This window comes from Streptomyces sp. NPDC052043 (genome assembly GCF_044548235.1).
GTDB lineage: Bacteria > Actinomycetota > Actinomycetes > Streptomycetales > Streptomycetaceae > Streptomyces.
Genome location: NZ_JBIUBT010000011.1, coordinates 39,828 through 63,118, shown reverse-complemented (window position 1 = coordinate 63,118; position 23,291 = coordinate 39,828). Strand labels below are relative to the sequence as shown.

The window sequence follows — 23,291 nt, the reverse complement described above, 5'->3', positions numbered from 1 at the left end:
GCCATTTCGCACCTACTCCCGGCGCAGTAGCCGCCGGGCCGGGTGGTCCCGGTGCGGCAGCGCGCAGTCGCACCGCCAGGGCGACGACGGCGGCCCCGGCGCCCGCCCATCATCGAAGGACGTCTCGGCCGGCACCGCGGACAGTGGGTTCGGCGAGGGCATCGGAAGGAGAACTGGTCATGAGGAGTCACGGAGTCGACACGACAGGCGCCGGGGTGCGGGAGCCGGAGCAGCCCGGCCTGCTCATCCCGTGGGCGCGCCGGTACAACCTGCTCGTCACGGTGATCTTCGGCGGCCGCCGGGGCGCGCTGAACACGACGCTGATGGCGGCGAGCGGCGTCCGCCCGGGCGACCGGGTGCTCGACATCGGCTGCGGTCCGGGGGTCTTCGCCGGGCGGCTCGCCGAGGCGGTGGGGCCCGGCGGCCGGGTGGTCGGCGTCGACCCCTCCGCGCCGATGGTCGCGTACGCGACCCGGCACGCGGGCCGGGCGGCCAACTGCCGCTTCGTACGCGGGGCCGCGCAGTCGCTGGACCTGCCCGACGGTGAGTTCGACGTGGTCACGTCGACGTTCGCGATGCACCACATCGCCGAGGCGCACCGGGAGACCGCGCTGGCGCAGATGTACCGCGTGCTGCGGCCCGGCGGGCGGCTGCTGGTCGCGGACGCCTTTCCGACCGGTCCGGTGGCCCCGCGGGTGACCCGCGCCATGGCCGGGATGATGGCCCACGGCACCGCGCACGGGAAGGTGACGGAGGATCCCATGTCCGCCGCCGATGTGCGCCAGTACGCGGAGACGCTCCGTTCCGTCGGGTTCACCGAGCCGCGGTACGCCGACGTGCGGCCCTGGACGCGTTATCTCCTGGCGGAGCGGCCGGCGGCGTGACCGCGGGAGGGGCGCCACCGCGGGGGAGCGGCGCCGCCCCACCACGTTCGGGCATGCGAGGACGTCCTACTCCTTCAGGCCCACGGCCCCGGCGGCGTGGCCCTGCTCCCGGGTGACGCCGGCGGACTCGGGATCCGGACGCCAGTCGGCCGACCTGACCAGGCCCGGTTCGACCAGACGCAGCCCCTTCAGGAAGCTCCCGATGTGCTCGGGCGAGCGCAGGTGGTACGTGTTGACGGATTGCGCGTTGTACGCCTCGACGGCCGCCCTGAGTTGGTCGCTGGTGTCCGTGCCGTCGCTCAGGGCCACGTAACTGCCCCGGGGCAGGGCGTCGATCAGCTCGGCCACGATGCGCTCGGGCTCCTCCTCGTCCGAGAGCTGGCCCATGATGTTGAGCAGCATCAGGCCGATGGGCCGGTCGAAGTCCAGCGTCTCGGCCGCCTGGGTGAGGATCCTTCGCGGATCGCGCACATCGGCTTCCAGGTAGGCGCACTTGCCCTCCGGCGTGCTGCGCAGCAGCGCGCCGGCGTGGGCGAGGACGATGGGGTCGTTGTCCACGTAGACGATCCTGCTGTCGGGTGCGATGCCCTGGGCGACCTCGTGGGTGTTGTTCGTGGTGGGCAGTCCGGTACCGATGTCGAGGAACTGGCGGATTCCCGCGTCGCGGGTCATGAACCGCACCGCCCGCACCAGGAAACTCCGTTGCAGGCGGGCGATGGCCGCGAATTCGGGGAACGTCCGCAGGATCATGTCGCCGGCCTGGCTGTCCACCGGATAGTGGTTCTTACCACCGAGCAGGTAGTCCCACACACGCGCGGAGTGCGGGCGATCGGTCTGCAGTCCTGTGTTCCGGTCGTCTCGGTCAGTCATGATCGAAGCATGTCACACGGCACATTTTTTGACGCTCAACTCCTTTGACTTCGATGAGAGTTACTCGGCCGCGCCCGCCCATGAAGAACTCCTCTTCCGAATCGCACGGAGGGAGTTTCCCGTCATCCGCCGCGCAGTCGGTCAGCGAGTGATATACCCGGCCGTATCATCTTTGGGCCAGCCCCCGCGGCCGGAGTACCTGCCGCCCGACTCTCGACACCTGGCACGCAGGCTTCGCCCGGCACGAAGCAAGGAGAGAAGGATGCCCCGAAATACGGCTCAGGCCACCGAGTTGACGTCGCAGTACATCAACCAGGTAACCAGCGACCTCGAGCGCAACGTCAAGGAACAGGAACGCATCACGGCGGAAATCACGGCGCTGCAGGACCAGTTGGCCGCCCTTCAGCACGACCACACCGTCCTGGTGAACATGCAGCAGGCACTCGGAATCGCGGCGGCAGCCGCTGAGCCCGCGACCGCCGACAGGGTCTCCGTGCCCTCTCCCCGGAAGAAGGCCACGGCCGAGCCGCGTAAGAAGGCCAGGACGGCGGCCGTAAAACAGTCCGCGGCGAAGAAGCCTTCCGCCAAAAGCGCCGCACCCAAGAACGACGCCGCCGCGAAGAAGGCGCAACCCACGCTGGCGGAGCTCGTCCGCCGCCACCTGAGCGGACAGAGCGAGCCGCGTTCCGCGGCGGAAATCGCCACGGCACTCGGCGAGGCGCATCCCGACCGCGGCATCAAGACCAACGTCGTGCGCACCACGCTCGAAAACCTGGTGGCCCGGAGCCAGGCTCAGCGCAGCAAGCAGGGCACGTCCGTCTTCTACACCGCTCCGAACCCGCCGGAGCCCAAGGCCGCCCCCAAGGGCCAGGCGCAGCCCGAATCCGCCGCTTAGGACCACGCCGTCGTGTGCTGAACCGCCGTAGTCCCGGCGGGGACCCCTCCACTGCGGGGTCTCCGCGTGGGCTGCGGCGCGGCCGGTACCTCACGCTTGACTTCCTCCCCCCTCGTGAACGAGGGGGATTCCTATGGCTCGCGCCGTGGGGTTTCCTGCTTCGTCGCCGACTGCCTGCCCGGAGCGCTCCGTTGAGGTCTTGGAGGTCCTAACAAAGGTGTCGAACGTGGCGGTAGGTGATGAGGCAGATGGCGAGGCCAAGGAAGGATTCGTCGATGTCGTCGCGTCGTTCCCAGCGGACGCGTAAGCGGCGAAAGCCGTGCAGCCAGGCAATCGTCCTCTCGACCGCCCAACGGAATACGCCCAGGCCAGAGCCGTGTCGCTGACCGCGCTCGGCGATGACCGGACGAATGCCACGCTGCCACAGCAGGCGCCGGTACTTGTCGTGGTCGTAGCCGTGGTCGGCAAGCAGTGCGTCCGGCCTGCGCCTGGGTCGGCCCACCACCCCGGCCACGGCAGGAAGCTTGTCCAGCAGAGGTAGGAGCTGGGTGACGTCGTTGCGGTTGCCGCCGGTCAGCGACACCACGAGCGGGATCCCCTGGCCGTCAGTGAGGACGTGGTGCTTGCTGCCCGGACGTGCACGGTCGACCGGACTGGGACCGCTTTGGGGGCGCGGTGTGGTCCGCGACGGTGCTGTCGCCGACCTGGTGGTACTCGATCCGGCCGCCGTCCGCGACGGCGCCACCTTCGACCGGCCGCTGGAGGCTCCGGAGGGCGTCGGCACCGTCGTGGTGGCGGGGCGGGTGGCCGTACGCGGCGGCCGCCCGACCGCGGTGCGGGCGGGAGAGGTCCGGGCCTGAGCCTCAGGAATCCCGATGCTCGGGCCGACCGGGCTCCCCGCTCAGTAGCGTTGGGCCTTGGTCAGCCGGGGTGTCAGCTTGGGCTCCGGAGGTTTCCTGCTGAACACGATGGGCTGCTGGCGCTTGCCGGGCTCCAGGTTCTCCGCCCCGGTGTAGCGGGTCTCGACCACGTGCCCCTGCGCGTCCAGGTAGTCGACCTGCACGGCGTAGGACGCCCTGCGGTTCGTCTTGTTGGTGATGGTGACCAGGGAGGCCAGCACACCTCCGGTCTGCGTCCTGGGCACGCCGGTCAGGCTCACCTCCGACCGCGCGTTGCCGCCTCCCTTGACCCCCTTGAGCTCCTTCTCGGCCACCGCGGCCCGGCGGGCGGTCTCGGCCGACACCGACGCCTCGAACTCCGAGGCACGCGCGGACGCGGAGGACGCCGCCGCCGACACCGAGGCGCGGGCGGAGGCGATGGCCGAGGACGCGGAGGACTCCAGCGCCGACGGCAGCGGGTGGGGCGAGAAGGAAGCGGTGGCGGGCGGGGTCGGCCTCGGGCTGACCGTGGAACCGCCGCCGCCGTGGCCGCATCCGGTCAGCACACCGACGGCGAGAGCGAGCGTCACCGTGGCCGAGGCGCGGGCGAGGCACTGCCTGTGCGGGCGGACACGCTGAGGGGACGGCGGCAGGTCTTCCGTCGGCTGAGGGCGCATGACCTCATCGTCCGCACCGGGTGTCCGGTACGCGACGCGGGCCGTCCTGATGGGTGACCTTCCGAACGCTCGGACATAAGATGTCTGACGTCTGAACTCGAAAAGCGAAGAGTCGAGTGTGAGGAGCCGCGCGTGCGCTCTGCCCCCGTGTCCGGAGAGGGCCCCGTGCCCGCAGAGGGCCCCGTGCCCGGAGAGAAGGCATCGCCAGACGCTGGACGGCGGCCGAGCGACCACCGCGTGGCCGTCCTCGGCGCCGGTGCCATCGCCCGTGACCACGTCGCCGCGCTCGCGGCCGTCCCGGGAATGCGGCTGGCCCACGTCGTCGACCGGCATCCCGAGCGGGCCGCCGCGCTGGCCGCCCTCGCCGAGGGGGCCACCTGGTCCACCGACCCGGCGAGCGCGTGGTCCGACGGCATCGACGTCACCGCGGTGTGCACCTCCCCCGAATCGCACGCCGACTTCTCCGTGGCGGCGCTCCAGGCCGGCCGCGCGGTCCTGCTGGAGAAGCCCGCCGCGCTGAGGGTGGCCGACGCCGACCGGATCCTCGCCGCCGCGCAGACCGCCGACCGGCCCCTGCTCGTGGCCCAGACGGCCCGCTTCCAGCCCGTCCACCTGGACATCGCCCGGGCGGTCGCCGAGGGCGCGATCGGCACCCCCCGCCTGGCCCACCTCACCTGGTACACGGGGCACGTCTGGCCCGGAGGCTGGCGGGGCTGGCAGCTGAACCCGGCCCGTTCCGGGGGCCATGTCGCCCACAACGGCGTGCACGCCCTCGACCTGCTGACCTGGCTCATGGACGACGAACCGGTCCGCGTCTTCGCCCGCCCCTGCCGCACCTGGGCGCCCGGGATGCCGACGCCCGACAGCTTCCAGATCCTCGTACGCTTCGCCGGCGGCGCCCTCGCGACCGTCGAACTGTGCTACGCCCTCGCGGAACGCGGCACGTTCGTCCGCCGGCTCGTCCTGTCCGGCACGACCGGCACCCTGCACCACAGCAGCGAGGACGAGCCGAGAGCGCACTCGGCGACGCCCCTCGCCCCCGCCTCGATCGACGGCGCCATGACGGAGCAGACGAGGCACCTGCGCGACGTGCTCGACGGTGCGGCCGCCCCGCTGACCGCGCCCCGTCAGGTACGTGCCGCTCTGGCCGCCGCCCTGGCGGCACAGCTCAGCGCGGACGAAGGCCGCCCCGTCGACGTCAAGGAGGTCTGCTGAGATGAGGGTTCTCATCGCATCCGGGGTCCGGCACGCCCGTGACTACGTGCCACTGCTGCGGTCCCTGCCCGGCATGGAGGTGATCGGCTGCGCCGACACCGCCGACAGCCCCTTCGCCGAGGACAGTGCCGCCCTCGCCCGTACGACGGGCATGGAGCTGCTCGACCTGGACCAGGGCCTTGCCTCCTGCGACATCGCCCTCGTGTGCAGCGAACCCACGCGCCATGTCGAACTCGCGGTGAGGGCGCTCGAAGCGGACCGCCACGTCGTCGTCGACAAGCCCGCCGCGACCAGCACCCGCGACGCGGAGCGCCTGTGGGACGCCGCCGACCGCTCGCGCGGGCTGCTCACCGCCGTCCATCGCCTCCACTCCCCGCAACTGGCTCGGGCCCGGCGCATCGTGGACTCCGGCGCGATCGGTCTGCCCCTGGCCGTCGACGCGGAGTGGCTCGCGGCCGGCGGACTGGACGGAACCACGGTCGAGCGCCCCGAACTCGTCTGCGACCCGGAGTTGTCCGGCGGCGGCGAGCTGATGAACTTCGGGTGGTATCCGGCCCTGACGGTCCGGCACCTGACCGGCCTGGACGTGGAGGAGGTGGTCGCCTTCAGCAGTGCCGCGCCCCAGGCGCCGCTCTTCGACGGCCCGCACGGCACCCACGGTGTCGAGGACGCGGCGGTGCTCTCGCTCCGCCTGCGCAACGGAGTGGTGGCGACCGCCACGGTGGCCCGCACCCCCGCCGGCATCGGCCCGGCCCCCGTCTCCTCCAGCCTGCGCGTGCTCGGCTCGCACGGCCACGTGCTCGCCGACGAGGACGCTCCCTCCGTCTCCGTGCGCACAGCGGACGGCGGCAGCGCCTCCCGCCAGGTCGGCGGGCCCGCGGGCGTGACGGCGCTGCGGCGGCTGTTCACCGAGTTCCGCGACGACATCCGCCACGGACGCACTCCCCTGGTCACGGCGGCCGACATCCACGCGGCCGTCGCCGTGGTCGAGGCCGCCCTGGCCTCCGCACGCCGCGACGGCGCCCCCGTCGCACCGGCCGTCCGCACGGGGGGCACAACGGCGGCATGACGCTCCCGCGCCCCTCCCGCGGGGGCGGCGCGCGGCAGCACGCGGCCCCGGCGAGCCCCTGACCGCCGGGGCCGTGCGGCTCCGCTCGACGCGGGCCGTCCCCCGGCGGCACTCAGGCGGCGACGGCGGTGTCCCAGGGGATCCGGTGGTCGTACTGCCAGGCCGACTTCTCGGGGGTGGCGAGGCGGGCGAAGAGCGGCAGGAGGGCGTCGCGGAACACCCGGCCGACGGGCCCGGCGGCCTTACCGCTGTTGGTGCGGGCGGCCTGGGCGACGACCCGCTCGACCCGGGCGCGGCGGGCGCGCTCGTAGGCGGCGAAGGCCTGTGCGTGCGGCAGGTCCCGGAGCGCGCGGGCGAGTTCCACGGCGCTCTCCGCGGCGAGTGAGGCGCCCTGGCCGGAGCTGGGAGAGGTGGCGTGGGCGGAGTCGCCCACCAGCACCATCCGGCCGCGGTGCCAGTGCGGGACGTGCGGCAGGTCCTCCATGGGGCCCGCGGTGACCAGGGCTTCGGGCGGGGTGCGCCGCAGCAGGTCCAGGGCGGGGACGGTGTCACCGGCGAAGGCCTCGCCCAGCCGGCGCAGCCACTCCTCGTTCGGGGTCTTCCGCACCTGCTGCCACGTCGCGTACGGGTGAGGGAGGTTGGCGAACCAGACGCCGGTGCCGTCGTCGAACGTCTGGTACCCGAAGAAGGCCCGGCGCCCGAAGGCCATGTACATCCGGTCGCCGGTGGGCGGCAGTCCGGCGCCGTCGACGCGGGCGCCGAAGCCGAGCAGTCCGGAGTAGCGCGGCCGGGGAGCCCGGGGGTCGATCAGCCGGCGGACGGTGGAGCGCAGCCCGTCCGCACCGATCAGGACGTCGGCCTCCTCGCTGGTGGTGCCGTCGGCGAAGACCGCCCTGATGCCGGTGCCGCTGTCGCGGACGTCGACGAGTTCGTGGCCGTGGTGGACCGGGACGCCCTGACGCAGGGCCAGGTCGTAGAGCCGCCGGTAGAGGTCGGCGCGCCAGGTGAACTGCATGGGCTGGCGGATCTCGGTGATGACCCGGCCCCTGTGGTTCTGGAGCACGACGGCGTTCATCGGGACGCCGACCCGGTCGAGTCCGACCAGGCCGAGAGCGGCCCGGCCGTTGGGGGCGACGCTCAGGGCGCCACCGATGCCGTCGGCGGTCGTGGGGTGGGACTCGTGCACGGTGGCCTCGATCCCGGCCCGGCGCAGCGCGAGGGCTGCCACCGGGCCGGCGATGCCGCCCCCCACGACGATGGCGGTGCGGGTGCGGGTCATGTCAGCGGGTCCTCTCCCGGGTGGGGTCGTCGACGGTGGGCAGGCCGCCTTCGCGGTGGGCGCGGCGCAGGTCGTCCAGGTAGCCGCGGGAGCACATGGCGGTGAGCTGGGCGCTCCCGCCGCGGCGGATCCGGATCTCGCCGTCGCAGACCGTTCCGACCAGCCGCAGCCGGGCCGGCCCGGCGCCGGGCTGCGCGTCCTTCACCCGGCCGCGGCGGGCGAACGCGAGGTCGCGGCGGTCCACGGCGACCTCGTCGGACAGCAGCAGGGTGATCGCGCCACGGACGAGTTCCAGATCCATGGTCAGCGGCTCGTCCCAGGCGATGTACGGGGAGCGCAGGTCCAGCACGACCGTGGCGTGACGGGCGTGCACGTCGAACTCGGTGGCCTCGGTCCAGTGGCCCAGGTGCTTCACGGTGGTGTGGTCCGCGTGGATGCGCTCGGCGGACGCGAGTCGGGTCGGCGTCGTCATGCCTTGATAGTTGCAGTGAAACTAGTATCGCGTCAACTAGTTTCCCTGAGATCATTCCGCTAGGCTCGGAACATGCGCAGTTCCCCCCTCGGCCTCACCGTCCTCTCGCTGCTGCACATGCAGCCGCTGCACCCGTACGGCATCCAGCGGCTGATCAAGCAGTGGGGAAAGGACCAGGTCGTCAACGTCAGCCAGCGGGCGAGCCTGTACCGGACCATCGACCGGCTGCTCGGCGCCGGACTGATCGCGGTGCGCGAGACCAGCCGGGACCAGCAGTACCCCGAACGCACCGTCTACGAGGTGACCGAGGCGGGCCGCGCGGCGACGCGTGCGTGGCTGCGGGAGATGCTGGCCGCTCCTCGGGCGGAGTACCCGGAGTTCCCCGCCGCGCTCTCGTTCACGATGATGCTGCTGCCGCAGGAGGTGCAGGCCGACCTGACCGCCCGCGCCGCACAGGTGCGGGCCCGGCTCGCCGAACTGGACACCGCCGCCGAGGCGGCACGGCGGATGGCGCTGCCGCGGATCACCATGCTGGAGGACGAGTACTGCCGCGCCGTACTGACCGCGGAGCTCGACTGGCTCGACACGGTCACGTCCGACCTCCGCTCCGGCACCCTCACCTGGGACCACGAGACCCTGGCCGCCCTGGCCCGGGACTCGTCCTGACCCCGGCCCGTACCTGTGTGAGCGGCGGCACACTGGTACGGGTCTTCCGATCCGGCCGGTGGAGGCGTACGTTCCGCTTACCCCGCGTAGGTGCCTTCGAGGCACCGGCCCGCCGAACCTGGGCGGCGGGCCACGCGGGGGCCAACCGAACCCGCCCACGGCGAGCCCGAGTCGGCCTACGGCCGGCCCGCGCGGCATCCGCCCCCAGCGCCCGCAGCACCGCCCCCGAAGGGAGCCGGGGCCTCGACGACCACTGGTCCTCGGCTTGTGTTCGGGGAGGTCACTCGGCCCACGGAAGCGGGACCTTCTCCTCACTGCCCGGCATCATCGCCTTGCCGCCGACGCCCATGGCGACCAGCGCCTGAGCGGGGCCGCCCACGGCCTTGAGCTGCCGCACCACGCCGGCGGGAAGGATGATCGCCTGGCCGGCCTTGGCCTGCTCGGTCACGCCGTCCACCTCGACCAGGAACTCCCCCGACAGCGGCATCCACACCTGTTCGCGATCGATCACGTGAACAGGTGTGGCCGAGTCGGCGCCGAGCTCCACCCGCCAGGTGCTGACCTCACTGCTGCCCTGACTGGGGCCCGCCAGGCCGAACACCGAGCCCGCGGGCGTCCGGGTCGTCCGCTGCTCGCTCTCACTGATCACCTGCATGACGCCTCCTAGGTAAAGTTGCTTTACTCGCATTGAGTAAAGGGGCTTTACACAGGTGTGTCAAGATGAACCGATGGAGACCCACGACCCCCTCGAGCGGACCGAGCTCACCTTCCTGCTCGGTATGGCCTTCCAGCTGGTCCTCTCGGAGTTCGTCAGCCGTCTGGAAGCCGCCGACCCCACCGACCTGCGCCCCGTCCACGGCATGGTCTTCCAGGTGCTCCAGGGGGCCGGTGCGACAAGCAGCGAACTGGCCGAGCAACTCGGCGTCACCAAGCAGGCCGCCGGCCAGATCGTCGACGACCTCGAGGCACGGGGGTATGTCCGGCGTCAACCGCACCCAGCCGGCGGACGGCGCAAACTCGTCGTGCTGACCGGCAGGGCACAGGAGCACCTGGCCGTGGCCGGGCGGGTGCTGCACGAGCTGGAGGCGCAGCTGGCCAAGCGGCTCCAGGAAACCGGGCTCCAGGTGCCCCGAGCCGAACTCGTAGCCGTCATCCGGGCGTTGGCCGGCGACTCGATCCCGCCGCTGCGCCCCGTGTGGTGACCGCGGGTGCGGGCAGGATGCGGCTCGCCCACATCGACGGACCGCAGGACGGATCGCAAAGGCGCCACTCAGGACTCGGCATTGGGGTTGCGCCCCGCAGTCCCCAGACGGTTCGATGACCCGGGTTCTACGCCTGTGTACGCCTGTGTGCCCTTCCGGTGCCGCACATCCCATAAGTCGAGACCGAGCTGAGGTATCCGTATGCTCTTACGTCGCTCCCTGCTCGCCGTCCGTACCCTCGCCCTGCTCCAGTGTGTGCTGCTCCTCGTCCAAGTCGCCCTGGCCGGAGGCTTTCTGGGTGGGCACTTCGACATGCTGGCGATGCACGGCATGCTGGCTCGCGGAATCGTGGGCGTGGCCATGGTGATGGCCGTGGCCGCCTTCCTGGTGCGCCGGGCGGGCGGGCCGTCCTCCTTCCTCCTCCCCTCGGTCCTGCTGCTGATCGCGCTCCTCGGACAGGTGGTGCTCGGCGTGAAGCACAGCGTGCCCGCGCACGTCGTGCTCGGCGTGGCCGTCGTCGTGGCCGCGGCCATGCTCACCCAGCGCGTGATGCTCACCCCGCTGCCACCTGGTGACTCCCCCGGTACGCCGGATACGCCGAACCATGATCCGGAGCTGGTCGCGTGAGACGGCGTACCTTCCTGAGCGCGGGTGGCGCCGCCCTGGGCGTGGGAGCCGTGACCCTGGCGGGCTGGCCCCTGCTGCGCTCCTACTTCAGCGAGGGCAAGCCCGGCGAACTGCTCGCCAGCACGGCGAAACTGCCCCGGCCCTACCAGGTGCCCCTGCCCGTGCCGCCGGTGCTGGAGCCCGCCTCCAGCAGCGGCACCACGGACACCTACGACATCACCCAGCGCGTGGCCGAGCTGGAGATCCTGCCCGGTCTGAGGACGAAGGCCTGGACGTACGGCGGAACGTTCCCGGGGCCCACCCTCGTCTCCCGTTCCGGGCGGCGCACCGTGGTCCGGCACCGCAACGAGCTGGACCAGCCCGTCGTCGTGCACCTGCACGGCGGGCACACCCCGGCGGCGAGCGACGGCTACCCGACCTCGCTCATCCTGCCCGCCGACGGCTCCTACGACGCCCACCGCGCCGCCCAGGACATGGCGGGCGGCAAGCACGGCATGCCCATGGACCACGGGGCGATGGACCTGGCCGAGGGGGCGCGGAGCTACACCTACCCGTTCGAGCAGCGCGCGGCGACGCTCTGGTACCACGATCACCGCATGGGCTACACCGGCGCGAGCGTGTGGAGGGGGCTGGCCGGCTTCCATCTCGTCCACGACGACGAGGAGGAGCGGCTGCCGCTGCCGAGCGGCGAGCGTGACGTTCCGCTGATGATCACGGACCGGTCCTTCGCGGAGGACGGATCGTTCCGTTACCCCATGCTGGATCCGGGATTTCACGCGCCGGGCGTCACCGACGCCTATATGAACGGCGTGCTGGGTGATGTGGTGCTGGTCAACGGAGCACCCTGGCCGGTGCACCAGGTGGAGCGGCTGCGCTATCGGCTGCGGTTCCTCAACGCCTCCAACGCCCGGGTGTACAAGCTGGAGTTGGACCCCCAGCCCGAGGGCGGGGGCGCCTTCGTACAGATCGGCGGCGACGGCGGGCTGCTGCCCGGACCCCGTCGCCACGACGCGTTGGAGATCGCACCCGCCGAACGCTTCGACGTCGTCACCGACTTCTCCCGGTACCGCGCGGGCACCGAGGTGCGCCTGCTGAACCGCTTCGGAGACGGCAGGACCGCCGAGGTCATGCGCTTCGACGTGGGGTCCGGCTCACCCAAGGACGACACCAGGCTGCCGGAGAAGCTCAGCGAAGTGGTCGCGCTGAACCCCGCCCGGGCCGCGGTCACCCGGGACTTCCACTTCCGCGGCTCGGTCGAGGGGTGGACCATCAACGGCCTGGAGTACCGGCCGGGCCGGGCCCTGGCCAGGCCCAAGCTGGGACAGACCGAGGTGTGGCGGTTCACCACCAACTTCCACCACCCGGTCCACCTCCACCTCAACCACTTCCAGGTGGTCTCACGGAACAACCACGACCTCGGGGCCTACGACCACGGCTGGAAGGACACCGTGGCCCTCCGCCCGGCCGAGGCCGTCGAGGTGGTCGTCCGCTTCACCGACTACACCGGCCCCTTCATGCTCCACTGCCACAACCTGGAGCACGAGGACATGGCCATGATGGGCGACTTCGTGACCGAGTAGTCCCGTGCGCGCAGCGGCCGGCCGCCGGCGTCCGGGTCGCCGGCGCGCGTTCTCCTCCGGCCGGGAATCGGATGTTTCCTTTCGTCGGTCCGGGGCGGACCCTGGAGAGAGGGCGGCGGATACGGCCGGAGGGCGTGACCTGTCGGCGGTGATGGGAATGAAGGGTTCGATCCGGATCGGAAGCATCCGAGGGCTGGCGATTCAGGCTCACTGGAGCGTGCCGCTGGTCATGCTCTTCTTCGCGTACGGTCTGGCCAGCTGGACGCTGCCCAGCTACGAGGCGGGCCGGGCGCCTGTGGTATACGCGGCGGGCGGGGTCGTCGGTGCCTCGCTGTTGCTGGTGAGTCTGGTGGTGCACGAGGTGGCGCACGCGCTGACGGCCCGCCGGGCGGGGATAACCGTGCGGGACGTGACGCTGTGGGCGCTCGGTGGGCTGACCCGGATGGACCGGCCGACGACTGCCCGCACGGCGTTCTCGGTCGCCGTCAGCGGGCCGGTCGCCAGCCTGCTGCTCGGCGGTGTCTGGCTGGGCGCGGCGGCCGGGGTGGACGCGACGTTGAGATGGCGGATCCCGGTCGCCGTGCTGGGCTGGCTGGGTGGCACGAACCTGCTGTTGGGTGTCTTCAACCTGCTGCCCGCCGCGCCTCTGGACGGAGGCCGGCTGGTCCAGGCGGCGGTGTGGTGGCGCACGGGGGACCGCGAGCGGGCCCAGCGGGCCGCCGGCCGCAGCGGACAGGTCGTGGGCATGGCGCTGGCCGCCGCCGGTTGGGTGGTGCTCCTTCGGGGCATGACGGGCGGCTTGTGGCTGATGGCCATCGGTCTGTTCGTGGCCGGTACCGCCGCGGCCGAGCGGCGGTGGGCGGAGCTGGTCACCGCCCTGCGCGGCGTACGGGTGGGTCAGACGATGTCCTCTCCGGTGGTCACCGGACCCGACTGGCTGACCGTGGGCCGCTTCCTGTCCGAGGTGGCCACCCACACAGGACACTCGGTGGTGCCCCTGCTGGACTTCAACGGTCATCCCAGTGGCCTCCTCCAGCTGCGCCGGCTGGCCTCCGTACCGCCCGGCCGGCGGGAGGTGCTGCGGGCACGGGACCTCGCGACCCCGTTGTCCCGGTGCACCCTCGCCGCGCCGGACGAGCTGCTGAACTCCGTCCTGGAGCGCCTGGGCAACGCGGGCGGCGGACTGCCCATCCTGGTCATGGACGACGGCCGGCTCGACGGGATCATCACCGCGCACGACATCGACCGGTCCCGCCGGCGCTACCGGGATCCGTCGGCCCGCAGGGAGCACCCGGTGTGAGAGGCCGGATGCTCCCCGCGTGGTGTCTCCCGAAGGGAGGTCACTTCCGGAGGGAGGTCACTTCGCGTGGGTGAAGGGCACCCGGGTCCAGCTGAGGACCTGCTTGCTGCCCGGATCGATCGTCACCTTCAGCCAGTTGCCGACGTTGGTCGAGCCGTCGATGGTGACCCGGCTGAGGTTGGGGACGACGGTGTCGACGCCGTAGAAGGAGCGCCACTTGGAACCGGCGTCCAGCGGCTTGTCACTGTGGTAGACGTGGCTGTCGCCGTTGAAGAGGTACACCGGGCCACGGAACTTGGCCGACTCCTCGGCGATCGCCCTGACGATCGGCTGGAAGGCGTAGTAGTCCGCGAAGGTCGCGTCGGTGACCGTCGGGTCGAACATGTCGGCCTGGGTGAGCAGCACCACGGCCTTGTTGTTGGTGCGCCGGGCGTCCGCGAAGGTGTCGCGGATCTCCTGCACCACGGCGGCCGTACGGCCGAGCACCTCGGCCGCCTGCTCCGGTGTGGCCGAGGTGTTGCCGGTCCACGGGGCCATGCTGTTGTTGCTGCCGACGATGTGCAGGGCGGCGAAGGCGACGTTCGCCCGGGTGTACCGGACGTTCTCGGGGTAGCCCTGGTCGGCCTGCGAGGTCACTTTGACGCTGTTGCGGCCGAGCGTGTGGTCCGCCTTGGGGAAGAAGACCTTGCGGATGGCGGCCAGGCGCTCCAGCGGGTCGTAGCCTCCGTTGTTGGCGCGGTGGCAGTCGGTCCACTCGTTGTCGCCCACCGTGTAGACCAGCGGGTCCTCGAACATGTCGAAGTCCGACTTGACCATCTGGAAGTAGTCGTCGCTGCAGACGGTGGAGCCGTCCTTGATGTCGCCGATGTGGGCGACGACCTGTACGTCACGGTCGGCGTTGATCTGGCCGACGACGTGGGGGAAGTCGGCGATCTGGGAGTCGCCGTAGGGAATGTCGCCGATCACCGCGAAGCTGAAGCGGTTGTGTCCGGGGTCGGCCGTCGCCGACTGGTTCGTCAGCGCGAGGGCGAGGGCGCTCAGGGCCAATACGACGGATGCTGCGCGACGCCACGATCTCATCGAAACCTCCTGGTGGGATGCGGCAGCACTGTTCTGCCCAGCCCTTAACTCCGCCTCGAACCGGCATGAGGGAGGGATGAACAGGAGCCGTACACCAAGATCGTCCGGGATCCGCGCCGCGGTCCGCGGTCATGGCCCGGGGGCTGTCGTCACCTTCCCGTCCACCCCGGCGGGCGCAGGGGGCGGTCCCGAGGTGCCGGAGCCGGGGACGGTCGCCGGCGCGGGTGCTCCGGTGCCGCCGCTGAGGGGCGGGCTCGTGACCTGGGGCCGGCCGCTCGGCAGGGTCACCAGCAGGACCAGGGTGATCCACACGTAGGTGTTGCTGCCGAGGAAGCCGTCGAGTCCGGAGGCGTCGTCGAACCACAGCCAGACCACGCTGGTGCACAGCAGCCCGTACAGGACGGCCGCGGTCCGCAGGCGGCGTGCGCGCACCAGGACCGCGAACGACGGCAGCAGCCAGACGAGATGGTGCACCCAGGTGATCGGGCTGATCAGGCAGGGGACCAGTCCCGTGAGGGCGAAGGCGGCCCGCCAGTCGTCGGCGCGCAGCGCCCGGCGGGTGCGCCACGCCCACACCGCCAGGACGAGCACGACGGTCAGGGCCCAGGCGGCGCGGCTGGGTTCGCCGGGCGCCGCGAGCCGGGCGAGGACGCCCTGGAGGGACTGGTTGGAGACGTAGTCGAGGCGGCCGACGCGGGTGGTGTCCCAGACGGCGTGCGTCCAGTAGAAGCGGGACGCGTCCGGTGCCACCCAGGCCGCGAGGGCGGTGGCGGCGGCGGTGACGGCGGTCGCGACGGCGGCGGCCCGCCGGCGCCCGGCGAGCAGCAGCAGGCCGATGAAGACCGCGGGAGTGAGCTTGACGGCCGCCGCGAGCCCGATGCCCACCCCCGCCCAGCGGCCGCGCCCGCTGGACAGCAGCCAGCCGTCGGCGAGCACGAGCGCCAGCAGCAGGAGGTTGACCTGCCCGAAACTGACGGTGTCCCGCACGGGTTCGAGCAGCGCCAGCGCGCAGGCCGCCAGGGCCCAGCCGAACCAGCCGTGGCGGCGCAGTTCCTGGCCGGCGAGCATCCACAGCACGGCGGCGACGGCGGCGAGGTTGAGCAGCAGCGCGCCCGCGATCGCCGTGTTCGGGCCGACGAGTGCCATCGGCAGCATGGTCAGGGCGGCGAACGGCGGGTAGGTGAACCCGTAGGCGGTCCCCGGCACCTGGTAGTCGTAGACGCGGCCGCCGTGGTGCACCCAGTCGTTCACGGCACCGTAGTAGACCCGCAGGTCGAACCAGCCGCGCAGCAGCGGCACCGTGGCAGTGAAGACCGTCACGGCCACGGCGAGGCACAGGACGAGGACGAGCCGTCCCCGCTCGGTACGCGGCAGTCTCACGCGGTCCCTCCCAGCACCGGCGCCTGGGCCGTCTGGTGCGCCTGCCACAGGACGACCAGGGCGAGCGCGCCTCCGCAGCCCGCCAGGACCACCTGGGCGAGGTCGGGCGGGCCGCCGCTCGGCAGTACGGCGAGCGCGAGGACGGCGGTCGCGGCGGCCACCCGGTGGCGGACGGAGGAGCTGGGCGCGGCGGCGGCGATGAGGAACAGTCCCCACAGGGCGTACCAGGGCCGGATCGCCGGTCCGAGCACGGCCACGGCGGCCAGGCTCAGGCCGAGCGCGTAGATCGGGCCGGGGCGCAGCCGGAGCCAGATGAACAGCACCGCGGCCGTGGTCGCGAGCAGGCCCGCCGCGTGCCAGAGCGGGGTGGCGAGCGGCGCGAGGCCGCTGCCCAGCTGTGCGAGGACGTCGCCCGTGACCCGGCCGAGGACGCTGGTGGGCGACCAGTTGTGCGGCGAGACGGGTGTCCGCAGGGCCGCGACCCAGCCGTATCCCGTGCCCGCGAGGGCGGTTGCCACGACCGTGGTGGCGAGCGCGACCGCGGTGGTCGTCACGACCGCACGCACCACTCCGGTGTGCCGGCGCAGCGCGATCACGGCCAGCAGGCCGAGCGCGGCCGGCGCCTTCACCAGCGCGGCGAGCGTGATCAGGACGATCCCGAGGACGTACAGGCGGCCGCGGGCGGCGAGCAGACCGATGCCGAGCAGCCCCAGCATGATGGCGTCGTTGTGGGCGCCGGCGACCAGGTGCAGCAGCACCAGCGGGTTGAGGGCGCCGAGCCACAGCGCGGCGGCGGGATCGGCTCCGCACTGGCGGGCGAGCCGCGGCAGCGCGACGGCCATGAGGGCCACGCCGAGCAGGGCGACCAGCCGCATGCCGAGCAGGCCGGCCGGGAGTTCCCCGCGGGTCAGGCCGGACAGGGCGGAGGCCACGACGAGGAAGACCGGACCGTACGGGGCCGCGGTGTCCCGCCACACCGGCGCGACCTCGGCCGCGAGCGGTCCGCCGAGTTGCGCCGGCCCGTGCGCGTACACGTCGAGGTGGGCGTCGACCATGGCGCCCTGCGCGAGATAGCTGTACACGTCCCGGCTGAACAGCGGCGGCGCCAGCAGCAGCGGTGCCGCCCACATGGCCAGGACGAGCAGCAGGGCGCGGGGCGTGGGCGGCTCGGGGCCGCGGATCAACCGGCCGAGCAGCGCCCACGCGGCGATCAGCAGAACGACCCCGAAGTACACCCCCACCAGTCCGAGGGCGGCGCGTCCGGACTCGGGAGAGACCAGATCCGCGACCGGCAGGGCCCCGGCGGTCTGACCGCCCAACGCGAGGAAGGCGGTACCGGCCAGTCCGAGGGCCTGGCAGCGGCGGAGATCGACGGGGAAAGCCATGGCCAACACTCGGGAAGCGTGTCAACGCCTGGTGGCCGGAAGGCGACGCACGCCCCTCGACCGGGCGGCGTGCGCATGACCGCCGTGTGCGCTGCGTGCACATGACAGATGACGTGCAGGGAAATCCCTGCGCGGCACGGCGCCGGTGGCACTCAAGGCGGCCAAGAGCGCGGAGGCGGCGGCTGCCCGCGAGGCGGCGAGCGCGTACCCACCGCCGGTCCAGGCCGCAGGGGTCCCTGGCCAGGGACTGTCGGCAGCGGCTAGCCTGCGTCACCATGACACGCGCCTGGATCTTGCCGTTGACCTTCGCGCTCAGTGGCTCAGCCGCTGCCACCACGCTGGCCTTCACGGGAAGTCTCGGCGCAGCCACAGCACTCGTGCTGGTGTTCGTCCTGCTCGCGGGCCTGAACTCGCCTCTGGTGTTCCCGCGGTCGATCGGTGCGCTGGAGGCGCGACGCCGCAGCGCGGTCGACGGGCGCCCGGTCGTCTTCTGGCGTCCGGGCTGCACGTACTGTCTGCGACTGCGTCTCCGGTTGGGCCGCAGCGCCCGCCGGGCGCACTGGGTCAACATCTGGCGTGACCCGGCCGGAGCCGCTGCGGTGAGGGCGGTCAACGACGGCAACGAGACCGTGCCGACCGTCTTCGTGGCGGACCGGCCGCACACCAACCCCGATCCTGAATGGGTGCGCGAACAGCTTTCCCCTTCCGTGTGATCAGGAGCAGTGCCCGCCCGGAGAGGACGACTGCCGGCTCCCCGGGCGGCTGACGGCTCAGACCTTCGGCGAACCGCTGCCCGCGAGTACCTCGGGCCGCAGCAGCGCCTCGAGGCGCTCGGCCGGCAGCAGCCCCTTCTCCAGGACGAGTTCGGCGACGCCACGGCCGGTGGCCAGGGCCTCCTTGGCGATGCCGGTGGCCGCCTCGTACCCGATGTGCGGGTTGAGGGCGGTGACCAGACCGATGGAGTTCTCCACCGCGGCACGCAGCTGCGCCGTGTTGGCCGTGATGCCGGACACGCACCGCTCGGCGAGGGTCAGGCAGGCGCGCTCCAGGTGCGTGATGCTCTCGGAGAGGGAGTGCAGGATGACCGGTTCGAAGGCGTTCAGCTGGAGCTGACCGGCCTCGGCGGCCATGGTGATGGTCACGTCGTTGCCTATCACCTCGAAGGCGACCTGGTTGACGACCTCGGGGATCACCGGGTTGACCTTGCCGGGCATGATGCTCGAACCGGCCTGCACCGGCGGCAGGTTGATCTCGTTGAGTCCCGCGCGCGGACCGGAGGACAGCAGACGCAGGTCGTTGCAGCTCTTGGAGAGCTTGACGGCGATCCGCTTGAGCACGCCGGACATCTGCACGAAGGCACCGCAGTCCTGGGTGGCCTCCACCAGGTTGGCGGCCGTCACCAGCGGCAGACCGGTGATCCGGGCGAGGTGGCGGCGGGCCGACTCGGCGTATCCGGCGGGGGCGTTGAGGCCGGTGCCGATCGCCGTGGCGCCGAGGTTGATCTCGTGGATCAGTTCGACGGCCTCCGCGAGCCGGAGGCGGTCCTCGTCGAGCATGACCGCGAACGTGGAGAACTCCTGCCCCAGCGTCATCGGCACCGCGTCCTGGAGCTGGGTGCGCCCCATCTTGAGCACATCGCGGAACTCGACGGCCTTGCCGGCGAAGGCGTCCTGGAGTACGGCCATCGCCTTGAGCAGGCCGCGCACGGCGAACACCGTGGCGATCTTGACGGCGGTCGGGTAGACGTCGTTGGTGGACTGGCCGAGGTTGACGTCCTCGTTGGGGTGCAGATGCTGGTACTCGCCCTTGGCGTGGCCGAGCAGTTCCAGCGCGCGGTTGGCGACGACCTCGTTGGCGTTCATGTTGGTGGAGGTGCCGGCGCCGCCCTGGATGACGTCGACGACGAACTCGTCGTGCAGCTTGCCGTCGCGGATCTCACGGCAGGCCTCGACGATCGCGGCGGCCTTCCGCGGCTCCAGCAGGCCGAGTTCCTCGTTGGCGAGGGCGGCGGCCTCCTTGACGGCGGCGAGGGCGTCGATCAGGTGCGGGTAGGCGGAGATCGGCGTCCCCGTGATGGGGAAGTTCTCCCGGGCGCGCAGGGAGTGGATGCCCCAGTAGGCCTCGGCGGGTACGTCGCGGTGGCCGAGCAGGTCGTGCTCACTGCGGTGGGCGGCGGCGGTCATGGCGGTGCGGGTCCTCTTTCGGAGGTGGACGGTTGAGTCGGGCAGGCGTCCGGGCGTGGAGCTCGATACAGCCCTAGGGCCTGTCGCGGGGCAGGCGGTACTTTCGCAACAGGCCCTAGCGGGGCCCGGAGCCCGGTGCGGGGTCGAGCGCGCGGGTGGGCCGGACGCTGCCGACCGGTTCGCCGCCGCCGAGCAGGGGCTCCCCCGCGAACCCGGCGAGCGCGGCCGGGTCGACCCCGGCCCGGGCGAGGGCCGCGGCGGCGACCGGGACGCGTGCCCGGTTCGCTCCGTCGGCGATCTTCACGGCGACGGCCCGGCCGTCCGGCAGCGCGGCGACCTGGACACCCTCGAAGCCGTCCTTGGCGAGCAGCCCGGGCACGGCGCGCATCAGCGCGGCGACGTCCCGCCCGGAGCCGGAGGCCGTCTCGGCGTGCTCGCGCATGGCGTCCGCCACCCGCGCCTCGGGGGTGCCGGCCGGCGCGGTGGTGATCCGGGCCGCGGCGCGCGCGAGCCCGTGCAGCGAGACGGCGAACAGGGGCGCTCCGCAGCCGTCGACGGTCACCCGGGCGATCGCCTGCCCGGTGAGGTCCTCGACGGTCTCGGCGACGGCCCGCTGCAACGGGTGGCCCGGTGCGAGGTAGTCCGCAAGCGGCCAGCCGTTGAGCTTGCAGGTGTAGAGCATGGCCGCGTGCTTGCCGGAACAGTTCTGCGCGAGCCGGGACGGCAGGCGGCCCTCGCGCACCCAGGCGTCGCGGACGACCGGGTCGTACGGCAGGTCGGGGACGTTGCGCAGGTCGTCCTCGGTGACGTCGGCCAGCTCCAGGATGCGCCGGGTGCCGGCCAGGTGCCGCTCCTCCCCGGAGTGGCTGGCCGCGGTCAGCGAGAGCAGTTCCCCGTCGAGCGGCAGCCCGGCCCGGAGCATCGCCACCGCCTGCACCGGCTTGATCGCCGAACGCGGGTAGAAGGCGGCCTCGATGTCGCCGAGTCGCAGCTCCACGGCTCCGTCGGCGCCGAGGACCACGACCGAGCCGTAGTGGACGCCTTCGACGACCCCGCCGCGGACGAGGTGCGCGACGGGGACGTGCCGGGGCTCCCGGACCGCGGGGGCCCCGGCCACCGCGCTTGTGTCCATCACTGCCTGGTTCACGCCTCGGGTCCGTTCTCCGTGAGGGCGTCCGCGCGCGGCGGCCGCATGATGTCGGTCAGGGTCATCTCGACGCGGTCGAGGTGGTGGGTCATGGCCCGCACCGCGTCGCGCTCGGCACCGTCGGCCAGCGCCTCGACGATCGCCCGGTGCTCGCGGTTGGACTGCTCGCGCCGGCCGCCGAGTTCGTTGAGGAAGGCGGACTGGCGGGCCAGCGCGTCCCGGATCTCCTCGATCACCCGGCGGAAGACCGGGTTCTGGGCGGCCTCGGCCACAGCCAGGTGGAAGACGGTGTCCATCGCGACCCAGGCGGTGGTGTCCGTCTCCTGCTCCATCCGCTCCAGGAGGTGGGCCAGGTGGTCGAGGTCCTCCGCGGTGCGGCGCTGCGCCGCGTACCCGGCGACCGGGATCTCGACGTGGCGGCGCACCTCCAGCAGGTCGCTGGCCGCGTAGTCGCCGAAGGTGGGGTCCTCGACGGCGTTGGCCACGACGAAGGTGCCCTTGCCGGTCCTGGAGACCGTGAGTCCCATCGTCTGCAGGGCCCGCAGGGCCTCCCGCAGCACGGGCCGGCTGATCTCCAGGGTGCGGCACAGCTCGGCTTCCGACGGGAGCTTGTCGCCGATGGCGTAGTCGCCGCGCTCGATGGCACCGCGAAGGTGGCTGAGTACCGCTTCCATGGCGCTGACGCGGCGCGGTCCCAGGCCACCTGTCTGGCTGTCTGACAGGTTCACTAGGCGATCCTGCGCGTGACGAGGCCCGACTGTCAAGTGGCGCCGGATCCGAGCACTACCCGGCGGGCAGCGCCTCCCGCATCGCCTTCGCGGCGGCGGTCGGGTCGTAGCCCTCGGCAACGCCCGGGACCAGAACGATGTCGCCCTCGATGTGCCGCGAGCGCAGGGGCGCGATCTCCTGGTACGCGGGCGAGTCCCACCAGGCCCGCGCCTCGGCCATGCCGGGGAAGGAGATCACCACGACGTGCCCGGGCCAGCTGCCCTCCTTCACCTCGTGCCGCGCGGCGTGCACGAGGAAACGGCCGCCGTAGGGCTCGAAGGTGGCGCTGATGCGCTCGATGTACTCGGCGATCTCCGGGTGCGGAGCGGCCTCCTGCAGGTGGGCTATGGCGTAGGCGGGCATGTCGTCCTTCCGGCCGGTCGGGCTTGTGTACACCGGCGATCCTGGCAGGGGGGTGCGGCGGGGCGGGGCGCGATGACCTGACAGTTGACGTGCTCCCTGGCCTAAAGTCCAGGGATCCCGGCCTGGGCCGGCTGGCCCTTCCGGGGGCTTCCTGCTTCAACGCGCTGTGCCGGGACTTTCGTCCTGGTCTTACCGGCGCTCCACGAGGCGTTTGGCGTCTCCACCCGTCCGGCGGCGACGATACGGCGTCCTTCGATGAGGACATTGCGTGCTGCGTTGTGGTCGCGGTCATGCGCGGTGCCACACTGGCCGCACGTCCACTGCCGGACGTGCAGGGGCTTGGGGCCGTCCCGGAATCCGCAGGCCGAGCAGACCTGGGAGGACGGGAAGGCCCGGCCCACCTTGGCGAAGGTGCGGCCGTGCCTGACCGCCTTGTACTCCAACATGCCGACGAACGCGGACCATCCCGCGTCGTGCACGGACTTGGCGAGCCGGGTACGGCCGAGGCCGGACACCGCGAGGTCTTCCACGTACACCGCTTGGTTATCGCGAATGACCTGCGTGGAAACCTTGTGGTGCCAGTCCCGGCGCCGGTCCGCCACCCTGGCATGCTGGCGAGCGACCTTGACACGGGCCTTCGCCCGGTTCTTCGACCCCTTGACCTTGCGGGACAACTCCCGCTGGAGACTCTTGAGTTTCTTCTCCGCCCGGCGCAGGAAGCGGGGGCTGGCGATCTTCCGGCCGTCGGACAGGACCGCGAAGACGGACAGGCCCAGGTCGATACCGGACTCCGTCTCCAGCTCGGGGAGGATGTCCGGCTCGGCGTCCACGACGAAGCTGAGGAAGTACCGGCCACAGCCGTCCTCGGTGACGGTCAGGGACGTGGGTGCGGCCGGAAGCCGGCGGGACCACTTGACCTTGAGATGGCCGACCTTGGCCACGTACACCGTGCCGTCGTCCTGGAGGGAGAAGGCGTTGGTGTTGAGGCGGATCGACTGCCGGGTGTCCTTCTTCGACTTGTACCGGGGAGCGCCGACCTTGCGTCCCTGCCGCTTGCCCTTGACCGAGTCGAAGAAGTTCTTGTAGGCGGTGTCCAGGTCCCGTAAAGACTGCTGCAGGACGACCGCCGACACGTCGGCGAGCCAGGCTCGTTCCTCGGTGTGCTTGGCCTGGGTGATGCGCAGTCGGGACAGATCCGCTGATTTCACGTACGGCAGCCCGGCCGCGTGTGCTTCCTTGCGGTCGCGAAGGCAGTCGTTCCACACGACGCGGGCGCACCCGAACGCCCTGGCCAGCGCACGGCGCTGGGCGGCATCCGGGTAGGCCCGGTAGTTGTAGCGGAGCTGCATGACCAGGACCCTACTGCGATTG

General features: G+C 72.0%; 24 protein-coding genes and 1 pseudogene. 11 read left to right on the top strand and 14 right to left on the bottom strand.

Annotated elements, in window-relative coordinates:
• Positions 1 to 179: 179 nt before the first annotated feature.
• Entirely contained in the window at positions 180 to 884 is a 705-nt protein-coding gene (locus ACIHCX_RS26065; protein WP_400033434.1) for a class I SAM-dependent methyltransferase, read from the top strand.
• Between the two features lie 66 nt (positions 885 to 950).
• Here the strand turns inward: ACIHCX_RS26065 and ACIHCX_RS26060 are convergent, their stop codons facing one another.
• Positions 951 to 1,754: an SAM-dependent methyltransferase gene (locus ACIHCX_RS26060; protein ID WP_400033432.1), complete on the bottom strand. Its 804-nt coding sequence runs from the start codon at positions 1,752 to 1,754 to the stop codon at positions 951 to 953.
• A 262-nt stretch (positions 1,755 to 2,016) separates the two neighbouring features.
• Between ACIHCX_RS26060 and ACIHCX_RS26055 the strand changes: the two genes are divergently transcribed.
• Positions 2,017 to 2,649, top strand: a complete 633-nt coding sequence (locus ACIHCX_RS26055; protein ID WP_400033430.1) for a hypothetical protein — start codon at positions 2,017 to 2,019, stop codon at positions 2,647 to 2,649.
• A 208-nt stretch (positions 2,650 to 2,857) separates the two neighbouring features.
• On the opposite strand, the pseudogene ACIHCX_RS26050 reads toward ACIHCX_RS26055, so the two are convergent.
• Positions 2,858 to 3,316 (bottom strand): annotated as a pseudogene (locus ACIHCX_RS26050) (IS5 family transposase); the annotation flags it as partial.
• 10 nt (positions 3,317 to 3,326) lie between these two features.
• Here ACIHCX_RS26050 and ACIHCX_RS26045 point away from each other — a divergent pair.
• Entirely contained in the window at positions 3,327 to 3,509 is a 183-nt protein-coding gene (locus ACIHCX_RS26045) for a hypothetical protein (protein ID WP_400033951.1), read from the top strand.
• A 41-nt stretch (positions 3,510 to 3,550) separates the two neighbouring features.
• On the opposite strand, the gene ACIHCX_RS26040 is transcribed toward ACIHCX_RS26045, so the two are convergent.
• Positions 3,551 to 4,204 (bottom strand): hypothetical protein, encoded by a 654-nt coding sequence (locus ACIHCX_RS26040; RefSeq protein WP_400033428.1) that lies wholly within the window; start codon positions 4,202 to 4,204, stop codon positions 3,551 to 3,553.
• Positions 4,205 to 4,441: 237 nt separating this feature from the next.
• Here ACIHCX_RS26040 and ACIHCX_RS26035 point away from each other — a divergent pair, with 237 nt between their 5' ends.
• Together ACIHCX_RS26035 and ACIHCX_RS26030 are read left to right on the top strand one after the other, a co-directional pair.
• The gene (locus ACIHCX_RS26035; protein ID WP_400033426.1) at positions 4,442 to 5,419 is read left to right on the top strand and encodes a Gfo/Idh/MocA family protein; all 978 of its coding nucleotides are present in this window, start codon (positions 4,442 to 4,444) and stop codon (positions 5,417 to 5,419) included.
• Position 5,420: 1 nt separating this feature from the next.
• The gene (locus tag ACIHCX_RS26030; RefSeq protein ID WP_400033424.1) at positions 5,421 to 6,488 is read left to right on the top strand and encodes a Gfo/Idh/MocA family protein; all 1,068 of its coding nucleotides are present in this window, start codon (positions 5,421 to 5,423) and stop codon (positions 6,486 to 6,488) included.
• 112 nt (positions 6,489 to 6,600) lie between these two features.
• On the opposite strand, the gene ACIHCX_RS26025 is transcribed toward ACIHCX_RS26030, so the two are convergent.
• Both ACIHCX_RS26025 and ACIHCX_RS26020 read right to left on the bottom strand, forming a co-directional pair.
• On the bottom strand, positions 6,601 to 7,767 hold the full coding sequence (locus tag ACIHCX_RS26025) for an FAD-dependent oxidoreductase (RefSeq protein ID WP_400033422.1): 1,167 nt from the start codon (positions 7,765 to 7,767) through the stop codon (positions 6,601 to 6,603).
• Position 7,768: 1 nt separating this feature from the next.
• A complete protein-coding gene (locus ACIHCX_RS26020; protein ID WP_400033420.1) occupies positions 7,769 to 8,239 on the bottom strand; it encodes a hypothetical protein in 471 nt (156 codons plus the stop codon).
• A gap of 72 nt (positions 8,240 to 8,311) precedes the next feature.
• On the opposite strand from ACIHCX_RS26020, the gene ACIHCX_RS26015 reads away from it, so the two are divergent.
• A complete protein-coding gene (locus ACIHCX_RS26015; RefSeq protein ID WP_400033418.1) occupies positions 8,312 to 8,905 on the top strand; it encodes a PadR family transcriptional regulator in 594 nt (197 codons plus the stop codon).
• Positions 8,906 to 9,185: 280 nt separating this feature from the next.
• On the opposite strand, the gene ACIHCX_RS26010 is transcribed toward ACIHCX_RS26015, so the two are convergent.
• Positions 9,186 to 9,560 carry a cupin domain-containing protein gene (locus ACIHCX_RS26010; RefSeq protein ID WP_400033416.1) on the bottom strand — a complete coding sequence of 125 codons (375 nt, stop codon included), beginning with the start codon at positions 9,558 to 9,560 and terminating at the stop codon, positions 9,186 to 9,188.
• 73 nt (positions 9,561 to 9,633) lie between these two features.
• On the opposite strand from ACIHCX_RS26010, the gene ACIHCX_RS26005 reads away from it, so the two are divergent.
• The 4 genes from ACIHCX_RS26005 to ACIHCX_RS25990 all read left to right on the top strand — a co-directional run bounded on the left by ACIHCX_RS26005 (position 9,634) and on the right by ACIHCX_RS25990 (position 13,614).
• Positions 9,634 to 10,107, top strand: a complete 474-nt coding sequence (locus ACIHCX_RS26005; RefSeq protein ID WP_400033414.1) for a MarR family winged helix-turn-helix transcriptional regulator — start codon at positions 9,634 to 9,636, stop codon at positions 10,105 to 10,107.
• Between the two features lie 201 nt (positions 10,108 to 10,308).
• Positions 10,309 to 10,734 carry a hypothetical protein gene (locus ACIHCX_RS26000; protein ID WP_400033412.1) on the top strand — a complete coding sequence of 142 codons (426 nt, stop codon included), beginning with the start codon at positions 10,309 to 10,311 and terminating at the stop codon, positions 10,732 to 10,734.
• Complete coding sequence (locus ACIHCX_RS25995) at positions 10,731 to 12,314, top strand: multicopper oxidase family protein (RefSeq protein WP_400033410.1); 1,584 nt, start codon at positions 10,731 to 10,733, stop codon at positions 12,312 to 12,314. Before ACIHCX_RS26000 ends, ACIHCX_RS25995 begins: the two co-directional genes overlap by 4 nt.
• A 157-nt stretch (positions 12,315 to 12,471) precedes the next feature.
• Positions 12,472 to 13,614 (top strand): site-2 protease family protein, encoded by a 1,143-nt coding sequence (locus tag ACIHCX_RS25990; RefSeq protein ID WP_400033408.1) that lies wholly within the window; start codon positions 12,472 to 12,474, stop codon positions 13,612 to 13,614.
• Between the two features lie 57 nt (positions 13,615 to 13,671).
• Here the strand turns inward: ACIHCX_RS25990 and ACIHCX_RS25985 are convergent, their stop codons facing one another.
• The 3 genes from ACIHCX_RS25985 to mptB form a co-directional block, all read right to left on the bottom strand.
• On the bottom strand, positions 13,672 to 14,694 hold the full coding sequence (locus ACIHCX_RS25985) for a hypothetical protein (RefSeq protein ID WP_400033406.1): 1,023 nt from the start codon (positions 14,692 to 14,694) through the stop codon (positions 13,672 to 13,674).
• A gap of 129 nt (positions 14,695 to 14,823) precedes the next feature.
• A complete protein-coding gene (locus tag ACIHCX_RS25980) occupies positions 14,824 to 16,074 on the bottom strand; it encodes a glycosyltransferase family 87 protein (protein WP_400033404.1) in 1,251 nt (416 codons plus the stop codon).
• Entirely contained in the window at positions 16,071 to 17,459 is a 1,389-nt protein-coding gene (gene mptB, locus ACIHCX_RS25975; protein ID WP_400033402.1) for a polyprenol phosphomannose-dependent alpha 1,6 mannosyltransferase MptB, read from the bottom strand. The genes ACIHCX_RS25980 and mptB overlap by 4 nt, the downstream gene beginning before the upstream one ends.
• A 275-nt stretch (positions 17,460 to 17,734) precedes the next feature.
• Here mptB and ACIHCX_RS25970 point away from each other — a divergent pair, with 275 nt between their 5' ends.
• Entirely contained in the window at positions 17,735 to 18,172 is a 438-nt protein-coding gene (locus tag ACIHCX_RS25970; protein ID WP_400033400.1) for a glutaredoxin domain-containing protein, read from the top strand.
• Between the two features lie 57 nt (positions 18,173 to 18,229).
• On the opposite strand, the gene aspA is transcribed toward ACIHCX_RS25970, so the two are convergent.
• From aspA to ACIHCX_RS25945, 5 genes are all read right to left on the bottom strand, one after another.
• The gene (gene aspA, locus ACIHCX_RS25965; protein ID WP_400033398.1) at positions 18,230 to 19,642 is read right to left on the bottom strand and encodes an aspartate ammonia-lyase; all 1,413 of its coding nucleotides are present in this window, start codon (positions 19,640 to 19,642) and stop codon (positions 18,230 to 18,232) included.
• A 115-nt stretch (positions 19,643 to 19,757) separates the two neighbouring features.
• Positions 19,758 to 20,774, bottom strand: coding sequence for an asparaginase (locus ACIHCX_RS25960; protein WP_400033918.1), 1,017 nt, complete (start codon positions 20,772 to 20,774; stop codon positions 19,758 to 19,760).
• Between the two features lie 11 nt (positions 20,775 to 20,785).
• The gene (locus ACIHCX_RS25955; protein WP_400033396.1) at positions 20,786 to 21,517 is read right to left on the bottom strand and encodes a FadR/GntR family transcriptional regulator; all 732 of its coding nucleotides are present in this window, start codon (positions 21,515 to 21,517) and stop codon (positions 20,786 to 20,788) included.
• 55 nt (positions 21,518 to 21,572) lie between these two features.
• Positions 21,573 to 21,920: a DUF1330 domain-containing protein gene (locus tag ACIHCX_RS25950; protein WP_400033916.1), complete on the bottom strand. Its 348-nt coding sequence runs from the start codon at positions 21,918 to 21,920 to the stop codon at positions 21,573 to 21,575.
• A 101-nt stretch (positions 21,921 to 22,021) separates the two neighbouring features.
• Positions 22,022 to 23,269 carry an RNA-guided endonuclease InsQ/TnpB family protein gene (locus ACIHCX_RS25945; protein WP_400033394.1) on the bottom strand — a complete coding sequence of 416 codons (1,248 nt, stop codon included), beginning with the start codon at positions 23,267 to 23,269 and terminating at the stop codon, positions 22,022 to 22,024.
• Positions 23,270 to 23,291 lie beyond the last annotated feature (22 nt).